17 protein-coding genes are annotated in these 24413 nt (G+C 37.0%); 8 read left to right on the plus strand and 9 right to left on the minus strand.

Annotated features, from left to right (window positions below; translation table 11 throughout):
* Positions 1-124 precede the first annotated feature (124 nt).
* The 3 genes from norR to ACJZU6_RS17120 all read right to left on the minus strand — a co-directional run bounded on the left by norR (position 125) and on the right by ACJZU6_RS17120 (position 6854).
* Positions 125-1648, minus strand: coding sequence for a nitric oxide reductase transcriptional regulator NorR (norR, locus tag ACJZU6_RS17110; protein ID WP_408901483.1), 1524 nt, complete (start codon positions 1646-1648; stop codon positions 125-127).
* Between the two features lie 164 nt (positions 1649-1812).
* Positions 1813-5727, minus strand: a complete 3915-nt coding sequence (locus ACJZU6_RS17115) for an AsmA family protein (protein ID WP_408901484.1) — start codon at positions 5725-5727, stop codon at positions 1813-1815.
* A 236-nt stretch (positions 5728-5963) separates the two neighbouring features.
* Positions 5964-6854, minus strand: coding sequence for a MurR/RpiR family transcriptional regulator (locus ACJZU6_RS17120; protein ID WP_327779502.1), 891 nt, complete (start codon positions 6852-6854; stop codon positions 5964-5966).
* A gap of 125 nt (positions 6855-6979) precedes the next feature.
* Here ACJZU6_RS17120 and murQ point away from each other — a divergent pair, with 125 nt between their 5' ends.
* Positions 6980-7885, plus strand: a complete 906-nt coding sequence (gene murQ, locus ACJZU6_RS17125) for an N-acetylmuramic acid 6-phosphate etherase (RefSeq protein ID WP_327769780.1) — start codon at positions 6980-6982, stop codon at positions 7883-7885.
* A 76-nt stretch (positions 7886-7961) separates the two neighbouring features.
* Here the strand turns inward: murQ and ACJZU6_RS17130 are convergent, their stop codons facing one another.
* Positions 7962-8129 carry a hypothetical protein gene (locus tag ACJZU6_RS17130; RefSeq protein WP_159447936.1) on the minus strand — a complete coding sequence of 56 codons (168 nt, stop codon included), beginning with the start codon at positions 8127-8129 and terminating at the stop codon, positions 7962-7964.
* A gap of 93 nt (positions 8130-8222) precedes the next feature.
* Positions 8223-9347 (minus strand): membrane-bound lytic murein transglycosylase MltC, encoded by a 1125-nt coding sequence (gene mltC / locus ACJZU6_RS17135; RefSeq protein WP_327769781.1) that lies wholly within the window; start codon positions 9345-9347, stop codon positions 8223-8225.
* A gap of 416 nt (positions 9348-9763) precedes the next feature.
* Between mltC and katG the strand changes: the two genes are divergently transcribed.
* The 3 genes from katG to ACJZU6_RS17150 all read left to right on the plus strand — a co-directional run bounded on the left by katG (position 9764) and on the right by ACJZU6_RS17150 (position 14168).
* The gene (gene katG, locus ACJZU6_RS17140) at positions 9764-11950 is read left to right on the plus strand and encodes a catalase/peroxidase HPI (protein ID WP_408901485.1); all 2187 of its coding nucleotides are present in this window, start codon (positions 9764-9766) and stop codon (positions 11948-11950) included.
* 389 nt (positions 11951-12339) lie between these two features.
* Entirely contained in the window at positions 12340-13347 is a 1008-nt protein-coding gene (locus ACJZU6_RS17145; RefSeq protein WP_408901486.1) for a transposase, read from the plus strand.
* Between the two features lie 287 nt (positions 13348-13634).
* A complete protein-coding gene (locus ACJZU6_RS17150) occupies positions 13635-14168 on the plus strand; it encodes a GNAT family N-acetyltransferase (protein WP_408901487.1) in 534 nt (177 codons plus the stop codon).
* A 76-nt stretch (positions 14169-14244) separates the two neighbouring features.
* Here ACJZU6_RS17150 and ACJZU6_RS17155 read toward each other — a convergent pair whose 3' ends face one another.
* Positions 14245-15273, minus strand: coding sequence for a sigma 54-interacting transcriptional regulator (locus ACJZU6_RS17155; protein WP_408901488.1), 1029 nt, complete (start codon positions 15271-15273; stop codon positions 14245-14247).
* A gap of 194 nt (positions 15274-15467) precedes the next feature.
* On the opposite strand from ACJZU6_RS17155, the gene ACJZU6_RS17160 reads away from it, so the two are divergent.
* Positions 15468-17717 (plus strand): nitric-oxide reductase large subunit, encoded by a 2250-nt coding sequence (locus ACJZU6_RS17160; RefSeq protein WP_080156337.1) that lies wholly within the window; start codon positions 15468-15470, stop codon positions 17715-17717.
* Between the two features lie 160 nt (positions 17718-17877).
* Here the strand turns inward: ACJZU6_RS17160 and ACJZU6_RS17165 are convergent, their stop codons facing one another.
* Positions 17878-18474, minus strand: a complete 597-nt coding sequence (locus tag ACJZU6_RS17165) for a uracil-DNA glycosylase family protein (RefSeq protein WP_045035455.1) — start codon at positions 18472-18474, stop codon at positions 17878-17880.
* Positions 18475-18613: 139 nt separating this feature from the next.
* Here ACJZU6_RS17165 and ACJZU6_RS17170 point away from each other — a divergent pair, with 139 nt between their 5' ends.
* On the plus strand, positions 18614-19285 hold the full coding sequence (locus ACJZU6_RS17170) for a glutathione S-transferase N-terminal domain-containing protein (protein WP_408901489.1): 672 nt from the start codon (positions 18614-18616) through the stop codon (positions 19283-19285).
* Between the two features lie 103 nt (positions 19286-19388).
* Here the strand turns inward: ACJZU6_RS17170 and ACJZU6_RS17175 are convergent, their stop codons facing one another.
* Positions 19389-20240 carry an NAD(P)H-binding protein gene (locus ACJZU6_RS17175; RefSeq protein WP_408901490.1) on the minus strand — a complete coding sequence of 284 codons (852 nt, stop codon included), beginning with the start codon at positions 20238-20240 and terminating at the stop codon, positions 19389-19391.
* Between the two features lie 623 nt (positions 20241-20863).
* Between ACJZU6_RS17175 and ACJZU6_RS17180 the strand changes: the two genes are divergently transcribed.
* On the plus strand, positions 20864-21628 hold the full coding sequence (locus ACJZU6_RS17180) for a TerC family protein (protein WP_045035459.1): 765 nt from the start codon (positions 20864-20866) through the stop codon (positions 21626-21628).
* 71 nt (positions 21629-21699) lie between these two features.
* On the opposite strand, the gene ACJZU6_RS17185 is transcribed toward ACJZU6_RS17180, so the two are convergent.
* Positions 21700-22272 (minus strand): cytochrome b/b6 domain-containing protein, encoded by a 573-nt coding sequence (locus ACJZU6_RS17185; RefSeq protein WP_408901491.1) that lies wholly within the window; start codon positions 22270-22272, stop codon positions 21700-21702.
* A 198-nt stretch (positions 22273-22470) separates the two neighbouring features.
* Between ACJZU6_RS17185 and ACJZU6_RS17190 the strand changes: the two genes are divergently transcribed.
* Entirely contained in the window at positions 22471-24312 is a 1842-nt protein-coding gene (locus ACJZU6_RS17190; RefSeq protein ID WP_408901492.1) for an MOSC N-terminal beta barrel domain-containing protein, read from the plus strand.
* Positions 24313-24413 lie beyond the last annotated feature (101 nt).

Raw genomic sequence — 24413 nt, forward strand, 5'->3', positions numbered from 1 at the left:
GCATTAACCGTGCCACTTTTTATATTATTGTTTTTAATTGATTTTTTTATATTTTTATTTATCGATGATGTTATAAATACATCATAACTGTTGTGAATATGACATCGTTGGTTTGGTGGCGTTGTTATTTAATACCTAATTTTTTCCCCATTCGGTAGAGATTACCGCGATCCATTTGTAAAAATTCTGCCGATTTTGACCAATTTTTGTTTGTTTTTTCAAGCGTGTGTTCAATTAACTGTTTTTGATAATCTTCAACTAATTGCCGCATTGGTTGTGATTGTTCAGGGAAAAATCGCGATGTGTTTTTAACATCAGTGGTTGGTGGTAAATCAAAATATTGATTAGTTATGGTCTTTTGTTCATCTTGTATGGCACGTAATGCTGCTCGGGTAAGTGTATGTTCTAATTCACGAATATTACCCGGCCATGACTTCGCTTCAAGCATACTTAATACTTTTGGATGAATATGTAGATTAGGGATATTAAATTGATGGCGCACTTTTTCAAGTAAATAACCAGCGAGTACGGGAATATCATCATGACGTTCACGTAGGGAAGGCACAAAGATAGGAAAGACATTAAGGCGGTGATATAAATCGGCACGAAAGTGACCAAGTTCGACTTCTGTCTCTAATTGTCGGTTAGTTGCGGCGATAATCCGTACATTAACGTGTAAATGTTGATCGCTGCCGACACGTTGTAATTCACCTTGCTGGATCACCCGTAATAGTTTTGCTTGTAAAATTAAAGGTAATTCGCCAATTTCATCTAAAAATAATGTTCCACCATCAGCTAATTCAAATTTACCTGCTCGATGACTATTTGCGCCGGTGAATGCCCCTTTTACATGACCAAATAACTCACTTTCCGCTAATCCTTCTGGCAATGCGGCACAGTTAATATAAATCATTGGTGTATCAGCACGTGCAGATTGAGCATGAATAGCATGAGCGACCAGTTCTTTACCCGTTCCTGTTTCACCACTAATAAGCACTGCATAATCAGACTTTGCAACGGTGGCAATATTAGTTCGTAATCGTTGCATAACGGCACTGATTCCGACCATTTCACCTTGTTGTAAACGTGCTTGTTGGATCAGTGTATTTGTTAGTGATTTTTGCTTTTTATTTTGATCTTTAAGTGCATTAAATTGAGCAATATTACGTAATGTTGCCGCTGCTAAAGCGGCAAAGGTTTCAATAGCAACGGTTTCAATGTCATCAAATGCGCCAACGGTTAAGGAATCTAACGTTAATACTCCAACTAATTGACCTTCGACATACAAGCTGCAACCTAAACAATCATGAATATCAATGGGTTGTTGTTCATTAAGTAAAATGCCATCAAAAGGATCGGGCAATGGTGAATCGGCATCAAACCGGACCGGTTGTTTACTGGCCATAATTGCTTCTAAACGCGGATGGGCTTGAGGGTAAAAGCGTCGTCCTAATACGGCAGGGGATAAACCTTTAACCGCAACCGGTGTTAATAGACCTTCTTTATCCAATATAAAGAGTGCACTGGCATCACAGGGAAAGACTTGATCGATACCATCAATGAGATGTTGATAATGCTGTTTACTCGCAAGGTTAGCGCTGAGGTTAAGGGCTATGTTAAGTAGTACATTATCGAGTTTTGAATTCATAATAACCTAGTCGATGCTGATGATGGAATGACAATATATTTGATGTCTTTATTACATCATAGTAAAGATTGGGATTCTTTATTCTAAAACAACAAAATAAAAAAAAGATGGATTATAAATCCATCTTTTAATGTTAAGTATTGAGTATTTTTTAGGTTAACAATTTATTGGGCCTGCCAAATTCGCTGGCATTCCGCGCTCCCATTTGCTGCAATAGGTTTTTCAAATAGCCATTGTAAAGGGGCGACGACAGGGCTGGTTGTAAACCGTATTGAGGTCTCAAAAATGGCAGAGAGCGGTATTTCAAGATTAAACTTCTCAAACGTGCCATGCACTTCTACAGGGGTTTGAAGGCTAAATATTTGTGCTCTTTTAGATCGTGGTGATAGATACAAGTTAAAGTCATGTTTCTTATAACTGGCATCAAATGCGCCATGTACTTGAATGCGTGAGGTATCAAGTAATAAATCACGTTGTTTCATATCGCCATTATGGATATTAAATCCGCCAGCAACGCAGTTAAGTACCGAGTTATCTTTGGTGGTAAAGGTGGGTAATACGGCATCAGCTAAACTCACCGCCCACAGATCGATAAGATTAGCTTGATAGGCTTTAGGCCATGCCGCAAACCCAATAAAACCATTGGCATTATTCATTAAGCTTTCTGGTGTATTAGCAACACTGCTTAAATCAAATTTAGCACTGATCTTACCGTGCATATCAGTTTTAGGATCGATACGGCGGGCGATAATGCCGTAATCAAAATTCTTCACCAGTCCATTGAGTTTGATAGCAAATTTATCACCTTTAGGCGCAACAGAACCATCAATATTGATATCACCACCGGGTAATTGAATATGTAATGGTTTCAGCGTTAATAGACCATTATGTAAGGTCCAATCCAATTGACCTGCACCTAGCCAATCTTTACCTGAACGTACATTGCCTACGTTTAGTTTAAAATCAGCATTGAATAAATTTAATCCCTGCGGACTAATAACATTTACGGGCTGATCTTTAACGGTAAGCTTATGGTTTTTTTGGTTAGCAGGTAACCATGCTTGCCAATTTTTGAGCTTGAAATCGTTGATCTGTATAAACGGTGCATTAAGTGCCAATTTAATATCAGGACGATGACGACCATCACCTTTAAGCGGTGGTAAAAAGTCACCATGGCCTTTAAGGGTGCTGCTACCAACCTTGATTAACATGTCACGCAGATGGTAACCGATATTATCCATTGATAATGATGCGGCGACTTTTACGGGTCCATAAGGGGGTAATTTTATGCCAGTGAAATCATCAAAGCGGTTTAAGTTTGGGGTCGTTGCCTCAAAGATTAGATTCAGTTTTTTAGGATCAATCGGTAATACAACCTGTGATTGAGCATCAAACGTAATGTCACCAATATTGGCATTTAGTTTAACTGGAATTGACTTACGGCCATCATTGGCTTGCTTCAATGATACTGAATTAAGCGTGATTGCTACGGGTTTATTGGCCGCTTGTCCATCAAGGGTAAGATGAGTCGCCGTATTCGGCCCTGTAATAAAGTGGCCTTGGTTCAATGCGATATCAAATGCTTTACCAGTGTAGCTGTCTGATAGGCTTAATTTACCACCATTGAGTTGAGCATCTATCTTTGCTTGTTCCATTAACTCTAACAATGTTCGACCTGATAATGAAACAGTAAGTTTGGCACTATCTAAGCTCATACCGAGATTATTGACGATATTAAATTGATGTAAAATACGGCCAATATTAGGTTTGTTTACCGCTAAATGTAGCTGTGAGTTAATGGTTTGATTATTAATATCAAAGGCAATATCACCGTTATAAACACTGCCTGCATAACGCGCACTAAACGGTGATGTACTGAGTTTACCGTTACGGATTTGACCTTTAAATGCCATATCATCAACTTGCTGTTGTGCCCACAGCATTTTATTAACACGTAAATTCACATCGGCATCTGCAATGATAATTTTGTTACTCAGAATAGGCACATCAAGATTAACGCCTTGGGTAGGGACCGTTTGTTCTACTTTAGGTAAGCTGGTCTTATTAATAAACTGACTTAATTGAGTAAAATCAAGTGTATTGAATTGGCTATTTAATTTTAAAAATGGCTGATCGTGTAAAGATTGCCACTGTAAATTTAATTTACCCTGACTGTTAAGTAGCGTGATATCAGGAATATCAAGATCCAGCCATTGACCGTTATTGGTTAGCTTACCTTTGAAATTAAGTTTACCGTGCATGGTTTCACGAGTATTGAGCCATGGACTTAGTTTTCCAACGTCATTACTGTGAACGTTAATGTCAAACCAACTGCCTTGCTGCCAGTCAGTATTGACTAACTTACCTTGTGCTTTTATATCTAAAACTGGACTTGAGAAGTGCAGTGATGGTGTCCAAGTGCGATGATTAATAATATCGGCTAATGTGCCCGCTTTGGCAGTAATCTTGACCGGAATATCCATGATTTTACCGTTAATATTTGAGCTGAACGGCTGTGACATTCCGGAATGTAATTGTGCTTTATCAATGGCAAATGACGCTTTTGCCCCCCAATTGACATTAGCATGACTGATAGTAAGTCCTAGCTGACTGTTATCTAACCATTGTTGTAATTTAGTACCTTCCGTTGTGAGTTTCAGTTGCGCATTTTTAAGGTGTCCCGTTGCATTGGGTAAGCCTGAAATCCAACCAGCCATTTCACCTAATGGTGAATCTTTAGCGCCTAACGTAACATCTACTTTTGATGTCCATTGCGTTGCATTAATACGGGCATTGCCTTTAAAAGCAACATCAGCAATATTGGCTGCCATTGGTGCAGATAATTTGCCTTTTTCACCATCAATGTTAAGTGAAATCGTGTTAACAGGCGTACCAAGACCTTTGATTTTACCAATGGTTAAGGCGAAATGAGTTTGGGTTTTTACTAACCATTGATCTAATGCTTTTTGTAATGGTGACGGTGGTGGTGCTGCCGCATACATTGTGCCACGCATCATTTGTGGCTGAGGTTGTAACCATGGACGAAGATCAATAATGGGAATATCTAACTTGCCATTAATAATGTTTAGCTGTTGAGCATTTTGCGCAAAACGAACATTAATATATCCCTCAGCAGAGGTAATAGGGCTGTGTACTTGAATATTTTCAAAAGCAATACCTTTATTGGATGCACTGAGTTCAGTAGTCATCGATAAAGGGGCAACATGCTTTAAATCAAGATCTAAGAGGTTTGAAATTTGGTTAGTATTTTTCCACTGTAAACTGATATTAGCCGTTGAATCATCACCACTACTAAATGGGGTTATGTTGGCATCAATATCGACTTCAGCACCTGCAAAGCTGCCTTTGGCAAATAATTGACCATGTTGATTATTGATTAGTTTTTGTAAATCGCCCGTCAGTGAAAGGTTATATTCACTGCCCATAGCATCGCCTTTAGCGACTAATAACCATTTATCTGGTTTGGTTAGCGCAAGGTGATCAAGATAACCACTGTAATAGGTTCCTTTAACTTGGTCTTCATAATTAAGACGAATTTTGTCTGCGGTAATATTGTTACTTAAAATTAATTTAAGTGACGATGATTGGGTGTTTTTGGGTGATGTAGTCGGCTGATTAAACAACCAATTCTCATTACCTTGTTGATCTCGTAGTAAGTTTAATGAGATATCTTTAAGGTTAATGTAATCAATTTTCAGTGTGTTTTTTAATAATGGCAATACTGAAATTTTGGCTGCAATATAGCCTGATTTTAGCATGGGCTGCCATGGCATTGATGTTAAATTCGCAATGGTAACATCACTTAATTCAATCTCTGGGCTAAATGACAGGGTGACAGCCATATTTCCTTTGATATCTGTTTTTCTATCAAGGGTCTTGGTTAGCCATTGATTAATTTCATTTCGATGTGAGCTCAGATCAAGTTTAACGCCATAAGCTAATACGCCAGATACGGTGATGATGGGCGTTAAGAATGCGATCATTGCCCATAAGGCCATTTTTTTTACGGTCTTTTTTTTATGGGCAACTGGGGTTGTTTGGGGGGTATCTTGAGTCATTACTTATTCAGTTTCTATCCGTAGTCATGAAAGATAAATCCAGCAGCGGTTATTCGTAAAAATGGTGTTTTACTTTTATTTTTGTTATCGCTGGAGCGTTATTTATGAAAGCCATTATACAGTGTGACATTTCGCAATGTCTGTGGTTCCATTCTTTTTTCGTATTTTCATGGTTATAAATGCATAACTTTCGCGTTTTTAACAAAAAAATAGCGTAGTGCTGATTTTAAAAACGATTAAAGATTATTCGTTGGCGAGTTTTTAAGCGATTGTTGCGCGAGAGCCATAAATAATAGATCGGTTAAGGTCTGTTGTGCTGCTTGTAATGCAATTGAATAATTGTATTTTTGAGTATGACTACACATTGATGTCTTTACCGCTAAGGTATCCAGTGTAAATTGTGCAACTTGTCGCAATGTGCTGGAGTCGTGGGAAGTTAAGGTCACTAATGGTACACCTTTCGTTGTTGCCTGGTGTGTAGCCTGAATGATCTCTGGTTGGTGGATCTCTTCACCAATGACACACAACATATCACTTGGCTGTAGTGTGCGGGTAATGATGATCTGAAGTGAGGGCTCTTGTTGTGTAATTACTGCCATGCCTAGTGTCAGTAATTTAGTACTAAAATCTTTCGCAATCCCTGCAGCATCACCTAAACCGATTAATTGAATCCGCTGCGCTTGGGTAAATAGCGCAATGATATGGTGAAATGAGGCTTCATCGATGGCATTTGTCGTTTCAATGATGGCATCAGTTTTTTGATGTGCTAATTTTTGCGCGAGAGTAATAACGCTATCATTGGGGCTAATTTGGTTGGGTAGCTGTTGCGGATCACTGCCAATGGCTTGTTGACGATCCAATTCTTCAATCATTGCCATTTTGAACGCTGGAAACCCTTTAAATCCTAGCTTTTGCGTGAATTTAACGATGCTTGATTGACCAACATTAGCTTGCTGTGCGAGTTGCTGCGATGACAGCGTTACCACGGATTTTGGGTGTTGTAATATTAAAGCTGCAATTTTCTGGGCGCTAGGTGATAACTGTGATTTGATATTGGCAATATTAGCAAGAATCGTCATAGGTTTGGTTGGTATTGAGGTGATGCTATTAGCATAATCGATAGCCATAAATAAAAGTATGATGATTTTGTATTTATCTGTTGCTCGGGCGTCGCTTGATTGTGAAATTATTATTTAATCGCAACATGAATACGTTATGCTATCACTAATGTTATTGATTTTAGAGCGTTACCATGCAAATTGATTTAACGAAATTAGTTACTGAAAGCCGCAATAATGCCAGTGAAGCGATAGACACATTATCAACGTTAGAGATGCTGAAAGTTATCAATAATGAAGATAAAAAAGTCGCATTGGCTGTTGAGCAAACATTACCTGCGATTGCTCAAGCTGTGGATGCTATCGCTACTGCATTTTCACAAGGTGGACGGTTAATTTATATTGGTGCAGGTACGTCTGGCCGTTTAGGTATTCTTGATGCAAGTGAGTGTCCACCGACATATGGCAGTGCGCCAGAACAAGTGGTCGGTTTAATTGCAGGTGGCCATCAAGCGATTTTAAAAGCAGTTGAAAATGCAGAAGATAATGTTGAAATGGGCGCTGATGATTTAAAAGCCATCCATTTTTCTGCCAAAGATGTACTTGTTGGTATTGCTGCCAGTGGACGTACGCCGTATGTATTAGGGGCAATGGCGTATGCGCGTTCTGTGGGGGCGACTGTCGCTTGTGTAAGTTGTAATCCTCAAAGTCCAATGACGACTGCTGCTGATATTGTGATCACGCCTGTTGTGGGGGCTGAAGTTGTAACTGGATCATCACGTATGAAAGCGGGCACTGCCCAAAAGTTAGTGCTTAATATGCTTACAACTGGCGCAATGATTCGAATGGGTAAAATTTATGGCAATTTGATGGTAGATGTAGAAGCGACCAACGCTAAATTAGTTGAACGTCAAAAGCAGATTGTAATGCAAGCGACGGAATGTGATCGTGAGCAAGCAGAAGTAGCCTTAGATGCATGTGATGGCCACTGTAAAACAGCGATTGTGATGGTATTAACAGGGATTGATAGCGAGACAGCGAAAGCACTTTTACAGCGCAATAACGGTTATATTCGCCCTGCAATTGCGGAACTTAACTAAGCTAAAATCATGAAATAGCTTTGGGCTGAGAAATTATATAAACACACACTTGAGCATTGTGTGTGTTTAACTTTGATTATAATAATTGTTCCGATATTTGTTGTTTTTGTTCTAATATCGGCGGTGGTGACGCTGGTGTGGTATTGACTGATTGTTCGTTCGGACTATCGTTAAATCGGCATAAACGCAGTGAAATAACCAGTGTTAATGCCGATATAATGAATAGTACTAATAGAATGATCATATTTTATCCCTAAATACTTACATCAAAAAGGTATGCTTATACAGTATACATAGACAATGAGTTTATTGTTATCGTAATGTCATATCCTATCCATTACATTGCTTCAAATTCTTTTTGGAAATTGAGTACTTTCTCTAAGTAGCGTCGAGCTTCTGCTTTGGGGTGTTTATTGGTTAACGCCCAGTAAACTTGATTGGGTTGTAACTGGTTAAGATCCACCATCGCCTGTTTTCTGTCGGTATCAAAGGTTGCCAGTACGCCACCGGTGCCACCGTTATAAGCAGAAATCATAGTGTAATGTTTAGTAGTGGGGTGCTGAACCTCTTTTAAGTAACGATTTTTTAAAATATAAAAATACGCTGTTCCAGTATCTATATTATTGGCTGGATTAAATAAGTATTCTTTAGTTGGAATCCCAGGTTTATTTTTTACCAGATTAAATACATCAGCCCCTGCTGTTTTAGGAATGACCTGCATTAATCCATAAGCCCCTGCATGGCTCACGGCATAAGGATTAAAGCTACTTTCTGTTTTTACAATAGCGTAGATAAGATCTTCATCAATATCGTAACGCTTAGCGGCTTGACGAATCAGATCAGCATATTGATATTCTCGTTGCTCAAGGTGATCTGCGACCATATTAATTTCAACATAGTATGCTGTACCGCGTTGGAGTTGTTGGGTCTTCAATTTATTTGCAATTAAGTAGTCAGCATATTGACCTGCACGCCAAGGCCATTGAATATTTTGATTTTGATGATCTTTCACTTGGCCTAGTAAAAAAGGTTTACCATTAAGTGGAATGGATTTATCACTAAAGATGTCAACTTGAGATGGATCTGCGGGCATTAATAATGTTTCTTCAATCGCTTTTTTAAGGGTGTGTTGCGGTGCATGTTGAGTTACCGTTGAAACATAAATTTTGCCGTTATCAAAATCAATGTGTGCACGGGTACGATAACCATCAAAATATTTCACATAACGGTGTTTACCCGCCTGTAAATAATTATCGTCGCCCCATTGTTTTTTAACTTGGCTTTCAAAGTAGTTCAGTAATGCTTGGCGTTGTGATTCAGTGAGTGCACCGAAATTATTATTGTTGTTATTATTTCCAATATTCGTTGATGGTGCACAATTATAAATACAATCAGGTGTTGGTGATGTTGAACACGACACTGTAAATAAACACGCTACGATTGTAAGCCAAGTTTTTTTCATTATTATCCCTAATTATTATAAATAATAGATCTTCCTTCCAAATATTAATGGTATTTTGTGGTATGAGATCCAAAAATACCATTAATTATAAGATGTTAGTTTACCTAAGCTCTGCATGTATTGGGGGCTAATTTTTTCATGGTGGCGATGAAATTTTTAAATATACGGGGTGTTTATTTTTGATAACTATTGTCTATTGAATTGATAGATAGGGAGTATTGTCTTTAATTCTTTAAGTGCTATAAATTATACCTAACGAATAAACAAGCCACTTACTTCAGTGATAAATTTAATTTATTAGATTTTAAATTTACCCACAAAAATAACGTTACTATATTATTTGATTAGGCTATGTTTATACAAAATATGATGTTTAATGATTATCAGTAATCATACGAAAAATTAGGATAATAATAATGTCAAAGTGCCCATTCAATCATACACAAGCGGTTAATCCTTCAATTAATCCAGGTAATGGTACCTCTCCAAGCGATTGGTGGCCAAATCAGCTTAAATTAGGTTTACTTCACCAACATAATACTAAATCAAACCCAATGGGTGATGATTTCGATTATGCAGCAGCATTTAAAACGTTAAATCTAGAAGCTGTTAAGCAAGATCTTCGTGATTTAATGACTGATTCTCAAGATTGGTGGCCTGCAGACTTTGGTCATTATGGTCCTTTCTTTGTTCGTATGGCTTGGCACAGTGCTGGTACTTACCGTACTTCTGATGGCCGTGGCGGTGCAAGTACTGGTAACCAACGTTTTGCGCCTCTAAACAGCTGGCCTGATAACGTTAACCTTGATAAAGCACGTCGTCTAATTTGGCCTATCAAGCAAAAATACGGCAATAAAATCTCTTGGGCTGACTTAATTATCCTAACGGGTAACGTTGCACTAGAATCAATGGGCTTTGAAACAATCGGTTTTGCCGGTGGTCGTGTTGATATCTGGGAACCTGAGCTAGATGTTTATTGGGGTAAAGAGAAAACATGGTTAGCTGATGATACTCGTTACGAAAAAGATGATGCAGTACGTGAGCTAGAAAATCCATTAGCTGCTGTTCAAATGGGTCTAATCTACGTAAACCCAGAAGGTCCAGACGGTAACCCAGATCCACTACTTGCTGCTGATGATATTCGTCAAACATTTGCTCGTATGGCAATGGATGATGAAGAAACTGTTGCATTGATCGCTGGTGGTCACTCATTTGGTAAGACACACGGTGCTGGTGATGCAGCGCACGTTGGTGCAGAACCTGAAGCGGCTGGTATCGAACAACAAGGTTTTGGTTGGGCATCAAGCTACGGTAGTGGTAATGCTGCTGATACAATTTCAAGTGGCCTTGAAGTTACTTGGACAACAACACCAGCAGAATGGAACCATACTGGCTTCTTCCATAGCTTATTTAGCCATGAGTGGGAATTAGAGAAGAGCCCAGCAGGTGCACACCAATGGATCGCTAAAGACGGCCGTGATGAATACCCAGATGCATTCGGCGAAGGTATGCACAAAGGTACAATGCTAACAACAGATATTTCACTACGTGTTGATCCTGTTTATGCTGAAATTTCACGTCGTTTCTATGAGCACCCAGAACAATTCGCTGCAGCATTTGCTCGCGCTTGGTTCAAACTAACTCACCGTGATATGGGTCCTCGTGCTCGTTACTTGGGTTCTGAAATTCCAACACAAGAGTTCATCTGGCAAGATCTGATTCCTGCAGTTGAATATGATGTTGTTAATGATGCAGACATCGCAGCATTAAAAACTGAAATCGAAGAATCTGGCTTATCTGTACACGAGTTAGTATCTACAGCATGGGCATCAGCATCTACATTCCGTGGTTCTGATATGCGTGGTGGTGCTAACGGTGCACGTGTTCGTTTAGCGCCTCAAAAAGATTGGGAAGTGAACGAACCAGCTCAGCTTGATAAAGTATTAACTGTACTTGAAAGCATTAAGGCAAACTTCGCAAAAGAAGTGTCTCTAGCTGACTTAATCGTACTTGCTGGTGGTGTTGGTATTGAAATGGCTGCTAGAAAAGCAGGTAATGATGTATCTGTACCGTTTACACCTGGTCGTGCTGACGCAACACAAGCACAAACTGATGTAGATTCTTTCTCTGTTCTTGAGCCTATCGCTGATGGCTTCCGCAACTTTGAAAAAGCAAAATACACAGTTGCAATGGAAGAATTGCTACTTGACCGCGCACAGTTACTAACCCTAACAGCGCCTGAAATGACAGTACTAATCGGTGGTATGCGTGTTCTTGATACCAACTACCAACGTAGTGAGTTCGGTGTGTTCACTGACCGTAAAGAAACATTAACTAATGATTTCTTTGTAAACTTACTAGATATGGCAACAGTATGGAAACCAACTTCTGTTGACCAAGATATCTTCGCAGGTACTGATCGTAAGACTGGCGAGCAGAAGTGGATGGCAACACGTGTTGACTTAGTATTTGGTTCTAACTCTCAACTACGTGCAATCGCTGAAGTATATGCTTGTGCTGATGCTGAAGATAAGTTCACTAATGACTTTATCAATGCATGGGTTAAAGTAATGAACGCTGACCGTTTTGACCTTAAAAAATAAGGTTACAATTCGGTAGTATCACTACTCGATAATATTTAATGAAGAGGCGCTGATTATCAGCGCCTTTTTTTATGGGCGTTATTTTGTTGTTGCCCACTCCGTTATTTTTCTACTATAACGATCAAACTTCCCCCGGTATTTATTGCCTACAATGAATGCGAACCACCCACTGTCATTCCCTATAGTGAATACAAACCACCTGACGTCATTCCCTACAGTGAATGCCCGCGAGGGCGATAGGGAATCTACCATCAGCGCGTTGTAGAATTACTATTTCATTGATGTCTTTTAAGCTCGATCACGTGATAGAAAAATAAAGGACAGCCATATCCTTGCACATCAACCATGAGTAACTACACTTAAGCTTCAAGTTGCTTATGGTAAAGCCAATGACAATCTCAAGACGGAAATTGATAGAGCCTCAAATTACGCCTTTTTATCATGTAATTAATCGTTGTGTGCGGCGTGCATATTTGTGCGGCGACGACCCGTATAACGGCAAAAACTATCACCATCGTCGTGGTTGGATAGTAAATAAAATCAAACAATTAGCAGCTGTTTTTTGTATTGATGTTTGTGCTTATGCGGTGATGAGTAACCATTATCATTTGGTGCTAAAAATAGATACAGAGCAACAACAAAAGCTAACTCAAGAAGCGGTAATATCGCGTTGGTTACAGTTATTTAATGGTCATCCTATTGCGGTCGATTTCTTAAAAGAAGGGCAAATAGGCGCAGATAAACAACAAGCATTATCAAATTTAGTGGCTGAATGGCAACAACGATTAGGCAGTATTAGCTGGTTTATGCGCTGCCTTAATGAAGAAATCGCCCGCAAAGCCAATAAAGAAGATCAATGTAAAGGGGCGTTTTGGGAAGGACGGTTTAAATCTCAAGCACTACTGGATAAACAAGCATTATTATCGTGCATGATATATGTTGATTTAAATCCGATTAGGGCTGGCGTTACACCATCACTCGAACAGTCTGATTTTACTTCAATTCAGCAGCGTATTCGTGAATATAAGCAACTGAAAGCCTCCGCTAAACGATCACTATCAAATAAAGGCCACTTTCAATTGTTACCCTTTGTTGGTGCTGAACATCAAGCAAAAATAGCAGGGATTAATTTTGCTTTTGTTGATTATCTCGAACTTATTGATTGGACTGGTCGCTGTATTCGTAACGATAAAAAAGGATTTATTGCATCTAGCCAACCAAAGATTTTGCAACTATTGGGAATAACTCCTGATGCTTGGTTTGAGCATAGTGAACAATTTATGGAACATTATGCCAATGTAAGCGGAAAATGGTCCCGAATGTGTGCATTTAAACAACATGTAGGTGAGCATTGGTGCAAAGGGAAATCAGCGAGTCATCAGTTGCACCCTAAATAGATATAGTTTCTTATAATCAGATAAAAATACTGCAATAACCGTCAGGATTGTAGACGTTGTTGATCCTGAAATATGGAAACAGCATTGATTTAAAAAAGAATATAAATAGCAAGCCGTAATTTTTATAGTAAAAGAGTTTGTTGTTGATGGAATAGTTTATTTTTTTAGGGGCTCTATTTTATAACAAAATATTTGGCTGTCCCAAGTTGGGTTGTTTGGCTGTCCAAAGTTGTGTACCAAAGTTGTGTTGTTAAGTTGTCGAGTCTTTGTTTCATTATGGTGGCAGTGTGATAAATAAATCTAAATTTACATCTCTAGCATTTACGACAACCAGACTTGAGGTTGTAAATATTGATTTTTATTCGATGTCAGAATTAATGAAATCAACCTTATTATCAGAGATTATTAGTTTACTCTCTGCTTCGGTTGTCGAATCGTTACCACCGTATTTTCATGAAATTAATACTACATCAGAAGCCGAAACTTGGCTTATGAGAATGTTATCAGAAAGTCATTTATGCTCAGTTAAGCATAAAGGTTGTGATTCGATTATTGGCTTTGTTTTCCTTTCTGAATCAGATGTTGCTACCGCCCATTTAGGTTATTTATTAGCTGAATCTCATTGGCATCAAGGTTACGGTAGTGAATTACTGATTGGTTTGCTTCAATATTGTCGTGATAACCAATGGATTGAAAAACTGATTGGCGGTGTAGATGTAAAAAATGAGGCTTCGAAGAAATTACTTCAAAAAGTGGGTTTTGTCGCAATGGAAGGGAATAATCAGAGCGTTATTTTTTATGAATATAATCTATGTGGATAACCTCATCCTTGAGGTTGTTTTTATTTTCAAGCGCGAATCTTAATATTTTCTGTTTCTATATCGACGGACAAATAATTTATTTATCCTTGAGCCCTAATCGATTAGCAAGTCGATGTAAATTACTGCAATCAACTTGTAGTACTGATGCTGATTTTGACCAATTTCCTTTTTGTTGTGCCAGTGTTTTCTTTATATATTGATATTGAAAAATCTCAGTAGCTTCACGCAGTGATAAATGTGTTTTATTATCTTTAATATTTTCTTCAATTGGCACGTTAGTTAAAGGTTGATCTGTCTCATTATTCACTAAAATATTGTTAGCATGTATGCAGATATCTTTATTACATTGTTCAAATTTAGCCACTAATGCTGCTCGATATAAGCTATTTTCTAATTCACGTATGTTGCCAGGCCAGCTATAGCTTTCTAATAAATGAATACAGTGAGGCGTCAAATATAATTTATAAAGAACTAATTCATGCTTAATTTTTTCTAAAATATATTCAGCGATAGGTAAAATATCAGTCATTCTTTCGCGTAATGTTGGCACTATTATTGGGTAAACATTTAGGCGGTGATAGAGATCTTCTCTAAAAGTATGGTTATCAATTGCTTTGATTAAATCAACATTAGTTGCTGCAATAATACGGACATCGACATGGGATACGGTATCAGCCCCTATCCGTTGAATATCACCATATTGTAGTACTCGTAATAATTTTGCTTGTAATCTTAGTGATAAATCGCCAATTTCATCTAAAAATAAAGTCCCTTTATTGGCGAGTTCAAATTTTCCAATTCTGTTATTTATTGCACCAGTAAATGCCCCTTTTATATGTCCAAAAAGTTCACTTTCTGCGATATTTTCAGGTAAGGCTGCACAATTGAGATATACCATATTTGATAAAAAGCGATTTGATTTTTGATGGATAGCTTCGGCAACTAATTCTTTTCCAACGCCAGTTTCGCCTTGAATTAAAACATTTAATTCACTGTTAGAGACTATTTCTATATCTTGTTTTAGCTTTTTTGCTGCCGTTGAAAATCCTATTATTTCCCGTTTTGAATGTTTAACTATATGATTTTTATTAACAATATTAGACATACCTAGGTTTTATTTCCTCATTTACCCATAACATGTATTTATAATGTCATTATAACCGTATTGGTGTCATTAGTACTATGAGCTGTTTGGTCTTTATGACTGTTTATTGATATAAATTGCATTTAAATCATAATGTTAATTATTGGCATGGCTTATGCCTATAAGTGGTTACTTTGATTTTAGAGGACACCATTTTGAGCAGATTAAAGGCCAGTGTAATAGTATTATTCGCTATTTGTTTTATCTCTTTTGCTGTTTTATTAAGTTTAGGAAGCGAAATATATCAAGAAGCACCTCCGATTCCGTCAAAAGTCGTAACGACATCAGGTAAGGTAATTTTCACTAAAAAAGATATAGAGCAGGGTGAGTTAGTCTGGCGCTCTATGGGTGGGCATGAATTAGGATCTGTTTGGGGGCATGGCTCATATGTGGCTCCCGATTGGACTGCGGATTGGCTTCACCGTGAGAATCAAGCATGGCTTAACATCTTAGCGAAACAACAGTTTGGGCAATTATATGCGACGTTAGCAAATCCTAAGCAAGCGTTTTTACAGCAGCAAATAAGAGACGAGATTAGGCAGAATAGCTTTAATCCAACAACAAAAGTGATCACCATATCGAACGATCGTGGGCTGGCTATTGATGAAGTTATTGCTCATAACATCAAACTTTTTGGTAATGATAAAAGCTTAGATAAGCTTCGCCAAGATTATGCAATGAAAAATAACACCATTCCATCGCGTGAACATCGTGAAGAACTTAATGCTTTTTTATTCTGGGGAGCTTGGGCTGCGGTAACAAATCGCCCTAATGAAAACTACAGTTATACTAATAATTGGCCGTATGATCCTAGTATAGGCAATATACCCACTTCTGATAATATCGTGTGGTCAGTGTTAAGTCTTGTTGTACTTTTAATGGGGATTGGTGGCCTTGCGTGGTATCAAGCAGCGCTACGTCATGACCCGCTTCCTGCTATTCCATCGCAAGATCCATTAATTAATATCAAGCCTACACCGTCTCAAAAGGCTGTTGGTAAATATTTTATTACGGCGATTGCATTATTTTTACTACAAATAGTATTAGGTGGAATTACCGCGCACTATTCTGTTGAAGGCCAAGACTTTTATGGTATCCCGTTAGCTAAAATATTGCCGTATTCTTTAACTCGAACGTGGCATACACAATTGGCTGTTTTTTGGATCGCAACAATATGGCTAGGCACTGGCCTTTATATTGCGACATCACTATCAAAACATGAGCCTAAATATCAGCGATTAGGTGTGAACGTGTTATGGGTTGTGTTGGTCTTTATTGTTTTCGGTTCGATGGCTGGAGAATGGTTCGCTATTCAACAATACTTCAATTTAGATACCAGTTTCTTAATTGGTCATCAGGGAATGGAGTATATTGATCTGGGCCGTGTATGGCAGATATTGCTATTTATTGGTTTGTTAGTTTGGTTAGCGTTAGTCACCGCCGCTATTTATCCTAGTTTGGTTAAAAACAGCAATGATCGTCCGGTTATTTTAGTACTCTATTCATCTTGTGTAGCAATTGGCCTATTTTATGGCGCAGGGCTATTACAGGGTAAACATACTAATTTAGCTATGGCTGAGTATTGGCGTTGGTGGGTGGTTCACCTATGGGTTGAAGGGTTCTTTGAGACCTTTGCTACATCTGTGATTGCACTTATGTTTGTACGTCTTGGTTTAGTTAGAGCGAAAACTGCAAATAGTGCTGTGGTCTTTACCACTATCATTTTCTTAACGGGTGGTTTATTAGGTACATTGCACCATCTTTATTTTGCAGGCACACCAACATCCATTGTTGCATGGGGTGCTATCTTCTCTGCTTTAGAGGTTGTGCCGTTAGCTCTGATCGGATTTGAAGCGGTTGAGAGCTATCGTTATTTAAAAACAACACCTTGGATACACAACTATCATTGGGCAATTATGTTTTTTGTTGCCACTGCGTTCTGGAATTTAGTGGGGGCAGGGATCTTAGGCTTTTTAATTAATCCACCGATTTCACTTTATTATATTCAAGGTCTTAATACGACAGCAGCTCATGCACATGGTTCTTTCATGGGGGTATATGGCATGCTGGGTATCGGCTTAATGCTTATTTGTTTACGTGGTATAAGTAGTAAGCGAAAACTGTGGAGTGAAAAACTTTTAAAATATGTATTCTGGACACTGAATTTAGGATTAGGTGCGATGTTGGTCTTTTCGTTGTTACCCGTCGGTATTGTGCAATTCTTTGCTGTTATTAATCATGGTTATTGGTATGCGCGTAGCCCTGAGGTAATACACAGTGAATTAGTTCAACATTTAGTATGGGCTAGAATGCCTGGCGATCTTTTATTTAGTCTAGGGGGCATTATATTAGCACTATTTTTAGTTAAGTTAATATTTCAAAATAAAGTTGCCGATGTAAGATAATGTTTTGATTTAAAGTGATATTTCAATAGTTATTATCGAGAGGTATTATAATTTAATACCTCTTTTTTTAGCATGTTTACTATATAAACTTAAATGGAATAAAAATAAATGATAGCAAAAATGATTGTACTCATATTTTACAATATTAAAGATGTGTTTTTTATTGGTGGTGATCAATAATTGTTGCTATTTTTTGCTTTAAAATTGGCAGGATAGTGGATTCAAATGCGGGATTTTTAGAAAGCCAAATATTGTTTCTTGGGCTAGGATGAGGAATGACAAAAATATTATTATCACGGTTTTTTTGATTGAATACTTCGGTAGTAACCGCCGTTTTCTTTCCTAAATAATAATCTATCGCATATTTACCTAATAAAATAACCAGTTCAACATTATTTAATTTTGGTAATAAAACCGGATGCCATGTTGCTCTGCATTCTGGGCGGGGAGGCTTGTCACCTTTTCGCTTACCGTCCACGATAATAACTCCCGGATAACAGAACCCGATAGGAATAATATTAAAGATGTTTTTATCATAAAAATCGTCATTATTGACCCCTAACCATGAGCGTAATCTTTCTCCACTCATGTCATCAAATAATGTATTTTTAAAATGTGCTTTTTCTCCGGGGGCTTGTCCTAATATTAATATCTTAGCTTTATAACCAACTTGTAATAATGGGTTTGGCGGATAAGGCAATTTACCTTTGCAAATTTCACATTGACGTATATTAATCAGGAGTTTATCGAGTTCCATAACTTAATCCTTAAAGAAATTGAATAATGACAAAATACTATCATAATTTATTACTATGATAATACTTTTAAAATTAAAATATGATTATACAAGAAAAATTTAATTAAATTACTGTATGATTATAAAAACAGGTGAATTAATGACAAATCTTACACTTTATACAATTGGCTCTCCTAATGGGATAAAAATACCTATTTTACTTGAAGAGTTAAAACTAGATTATACTTTGGTTAATATAGATATTACTAAAAACGAACAATTTTCGGCTGCGTTTTCAGCTGTAAATCCCCGACATAAAATACCGGTATTAATAGATAAAGAATATCCTAATGGAGAATCGAATGTTATTGCAGAATCGTGTTCAATTTTATTGTATTTGGCTGATAAGTATAATGATTTTATTTCTAACGATATAATAAGTAGAACAAAAACAATAGAGTGGCTTTTTTATCAAGCAAGTACAGAAGGCACTGTTTTTGGTGCTTATGGGCATTTTTCTACTTATCATAATGATAAAATTATTGATCCTTATCCACGTGAACGATATTTAAAAGAAACTATTATTGTTCTTAATTATATAAATAGTGAACTTAATAATAAATTATTTCTTGTTGATAATAAATATTCTATAGCAGATATTGCAATGTTTCCGTGGATTATTTGGATCATTAATTTCTATAATATTGAAGACGTCATTGATATGAGTATTTATTCAAATATTACTGATTGGGTTGCCCGATGTTGTGCGAGACCAGAAACAATAAAGGGATTGGATACTTATCATTATTTAAATATTAAAAATAACCAATAATTATTTAAGGACAACAAAAAAATTGAGGAGATTTATATTAAAACCTCCTCAATTTTCAAGTGATAAGTGGTAGCTGTTTTTGTTAGTAATTATTGTTATGTTTTTAATGTGTGCAACAAATAGAAAAAATATAGTCGCTTATATCTAATGGTGATTTTTTATTAATAAAATTAACATCTTGGCAGATAAATGCATAATCACCATTATCAATATCAACACGGTTTAATGTGATCGCTTCAGCTAAGAATTCGGGTAATTTGGCATCAATTAAGCGTTTTTTATAATCGTTATCAGAATAAAGTGTATATTTGATTTGTTTATGACAATTGGCATTCATTAAATCTACAATATTCTGCATAGAATACGCAGCGGAGCCAGTAAAGGTGTAGATTCTATCTTGTAGATTTACATTAATAGCAATTTGAGCTAAGCCTTTTGCAACATCTTGTCGAGAAATAAAACTTATTTTACCTGTGTTTGAGTTATCAATAAAAACTTGATTGTCCAATGCATTGATTATTTCTGTTTTAATGTTTTCCATATACCAACAACTACGTACAATAGTATGGCTTATACCTGATGCTTTTAAATAGCTCTCTGTATCAATATGTTGGCGTGTAAATGAAAATTTGGAATGAGGATCAGTAACAGTAATAAAACTTAAATAGATAATATGTTTAATGTTTTCTTGTTTGGCCGCATCAATTAAATTTCGATGTTGTTGTATTCTATGCTCGGTTTCAGCGTTACCTGAAATAAAGATGATAGTATCAATATTTTTAAATGCGTTTTTCATTACGCTGAGGTTGTCATAGTCAATATATTCTAGATTACAATGATGGCCATTGTATTGATTAATATTACGAACACCAGCAACAAACTCAGCTTTGTTATTTAGCAACTCTTTGATGACTAATTGACCAAGATGACCAGTCGCACCTGTAATTAAAATCATAAGTAGTTCTCCTTATTCAGTTTTTTATTCTCATATTTTAATGTATATATTCTATATAAATTAATACCTACACAGATGAAGTTCATAGCAAATACAGGCCATGATTGTATGATTAAACCGTATATAGCGTATAAGCTACAGCCTAATAAATTTACATATCTGAGTAATTTTATATTCTTCATCAATAACGATAATATAATGAATGCTGACGCTATATATCCTAAAAATGTAACTTCCATAAATAATCCTTTACATTACTTTTAGGTGGATATTTTTATTAAATTAATAAGATGTGTATAATATGAACCTTTGATGTTTATTATGCAATAACGATGAAACTAAAAGACTTTTGCATATAAGGCAAAAGTGAACGGGTAGGCATATTTATTAATTTTATACACTTAGTGAACATTTTTAATATTAACTCATCATCAATAAGTGTCACATACTAAGGCGGGTTTTATAAACAAAACCCATTACATTTGGTTACATTTGAGAGGTTTTCATTTACTGTATTTACTGCTCAAATATAGCTTCATTCTTTATTGAGGTATCAAAACACATATGGACGACCCCTCGAGTTGTTCTTTAATTCCTAACTCCTTTTCTATGGAGTTTGTTCAATGCTAGAGTTATTCCTTCAACCTGAAGCGTTAATGATCTTTGCGACCCTATTTGCACTTGAAGTGGTTTTAGGTGTCGATAATATCGTATTCATCTCTGTACTTTGTGAACGTCTACCTGTACATCAACGTAAAATGGCCCGTAATCTTGGTATTGCATTAGCTGTTGCTGCGCGTATTGGTTTAGTGTTCTCTATTAGCTGGGTAATGTCGTTAACCCAACCATTAGTCAATGTGCTGAATTATGATTTTTCTGGACGTGATTTAATCATGATTGGTGGCGGTGCTTTCTTATTAGCGAAAAGCTTAAAAGAATTGTGGATGTGCTTTAGTCATGCTCACCAGCAACAAGCAAGCACAGTCAGAGCCGGTATAGCATTAGTGTTATTGCAGATTGTCGCGGTTGATGCGGTTTTCTCAATGGACTCTGTGATCACTGCGGTGGGTTTAACCAGTGAAGTTCCACTGATGGTTGCCGCTATTTTAGCGTCAGCAGTTATTATGGTGCTATGTGCTGAGAAAATTAACGATTATGTGATGCGCTATCCGGGATTAAAAACATTAGCACTGCTGTTCTTGGTTATGCTTGGCGGTATGTTAATGGCGGAAGGTTTTGCTATTCACTTGAACAAAGGATATGTGTATTTTGCGATGGCCTTTGGTTTAATTATCGAAACTTGTCATATTTTGCTTAAAAAACAGAATAAAAAAATAATTAAACGAATATATCCTCAACCCTGTGGTTGGGCGGTAAAAGCCAAATAAACCTTAAATAAAAACGCAGAGCTAGAAGCTCTGCGTTTTTTATTGTCTTTTTTATTTCTTTCTTCTAAACATTAACTAAAGCGTTTACGTTCCACAAAGAAATGCAGTAGTGCCATGCCGCCATGACCAATTAAATAAGCTTCAATTAGCCCTGTTAATGATTTATGTATTTCACGTGCTTCGTTGGCATAAGGAGAGTGGTTTAGCCATAACACTAGCCAAACTAATGCCGCCGTTTCAATTAAGATTAATGCACCAATACCTAAACCTTGAATAATATTACCTAAGCCTTTTTCTCGAGGTTCAGGTAACTTTCCTTTTATTATCTGCTTTATATCATCTTTTAAAACAGCATTATCACCGAAAAGATACGGGAAAAATTGTCTAAATGATTGTTTAGTTAGCATGAAAATAATCATACCAATGGTAGCAAGTACGGTTAATGAGCCAAGAATAATATGCACCCACAAGAAAATAGTATTAGACATGCCTACTTTTACGGCACCAGCATGCGTCATATGTACTAAATTACTGTTTAATATTTGAAGAATAATTAATCCAGCAAGCGTGGTATGCAGATGACGCAAACCAACGTTAGGAAAGTAGTGGGTAATATAACGCCAAAAAGAACGTAAAAGGGGCATAGCGTCTCCAAATAACAATATTGATAGTATGAATAATACAAACGGAATTTTTATAAATTTAGCATAAGCTGTAAAATTGTATACGTAATAAATTACTATCATAACGAAAAATAATTATTCATTAATAATGATAAGGGTGTCTATTTGTCTGTGAATATTAAATAATTACTCTAGGTTTTGTTAATATTGTTTTTATATATGGAGATTCCCGTGAGCCAATCCTTAGTCGTACCGACATTATCACAGATACATGTTTATCCAGTAAAATCGACAGCAGCATTAACACAATCTCACGCTTGGGTAGAAAAGCAAGGGTTAGCCTTTGATCGTCGTTTTATGGTAGCGAGTGACGAAGGTGCGATGATCACTGCCCGTAAATATCCACAAATGGTAAAAATCACTGCAACACTAACGATGACAGGATTAGTGCTGCAATACCCAAATAAAACCGATTTAGTTTTACAGTATGCTGATTTTGCAATGGTTGATGCATCTGCAACCGTGTGGAATGATAATTTTAGTGCTTACACAACAACGATGATCGCGAATCAATGGTTCAGCGATATTATTGGTCATTCGGTGCAGTTACTTTTTTGTGGTCAACAATCTAATCGAGTACGCTCAAAAATTGGTCATAATGTTAGTTTTGCCGATGGCTATCCATTATTGGTCATCAGTGAGGCCTCATTGGCTGCGTTAAATGAACGTAGTCGTGACCATCACACCATGGCGCAGTTTAGAACTAATTTAGTGGTGTCTAATACTGATGCCTTTGCTGAAGATGAATGGAAACGGATCCGCATTGGTGAGGTTGAGTTTGAAATTGTTAAACCTTGTGCGCGGTGTATTCTAACAACTGTAGATCCACTAACTGGCGAGTTTAATGCGCTAAAAGAACCATTAAAAACCATGGCGACGTTTCGCGCTGATGCGGCAGGAGATGTCTTTTTTGGACAAAATTTAGTGGCTTTAAATGAAGGTATGATTCGCGCAGGGGATGTCATTGAAGTTTTAGAAACGCAACCCAAACAAGTTTATGTTGATAATGCTGAAACTAAGTTATTACTTACTTGCGTTGAACGAGAAGACATTGCCGCTGATTTTACAACGTTTTGGTTTGAGTCTCATCAGCAATTACCGTTACCGCCTTATTTACCAGGGCAGCATTTGCCGTTACAACTTGAGATTAATGGTGAGTTTATTACTCGCTACTATACGTTATCTTCCAGTCCGTCTCGCCCTGGGCGTTATGCTATTTCAGTAAAACGAATTGATGATGGCCGAATATCTAATTGGTTACATCAGCATTTTCAAGTGGGGGATGTACTTGCTGCTGATAAACCAGGTGGTGATTTCCACTTAGGGATTCATACTGATAAGTTATTATTATTGTCTGCGGGAAGTGGTATTACGCCGATGTTATCTATGCTGCGGTATTTATCTGATAACGATAATATTCGTGATGTTGTGTTTTATCATCAATGCAGCACTGAAGCGGATATTCCCTCGCTACAAGAATTACATCAACTTGAAAAGATGCACACATCACTTGATTTACGGATTGTGCTTAGTCAGCCACGCCGAGATTGGCAAGGTGAGTCAGGGCGACTAAGTCTGAGTCATTTAGCCATGATCAGCGATTTAGATCAGCGCCAAGTGTTTGTGTGTGGCCCCAATGCCTTTATGGATACGGCTAAAAAGTTATTATTGAAAATGGGCGTATCTCCTGCGCGTTATCATCAAGAAGCTTTTGGTCCTTTAGGTGGATCATCAACACCAAAACAAGCTGTAAAGCTTAATATTGATGGTCATATTTTTAGGGGTAATAATCAGCAAACGTTATTAGAACAAGCAGAGACAGCGGGTGTTGAAATTAATTATAGCTGTCGTGCTGGTTTTTGTGGCGCGTGTAAAGTAACTTTAACTTCGGGGCAGGTTGAACAGCCTGATGTCCCTGCGTTATTACCGCAAGAAAGGCAGCAAGGTAAAATATTAGCGTGTTGTTGTATCCCTAAAACAGATCTTAAAATAACAAAATAAGTATTTATCTTGAAAAAAGAGCATTGATATTATTGTCATTGCTCTTTTATTTTACTGTTTAATAAATTGTTATTTAAACAGTAAAAAAATGGATGTTTTAT

The sequence above is a fragment of the Photobacterium piscicola genome, from assembly GCF_046058925.1.
Lineage (GTDB): Bacteria > Pseudomonadota > Gammaproteobacteria > Enterobacterales > Vibrionaceae > Photobacterium > Photobacterium piscicola.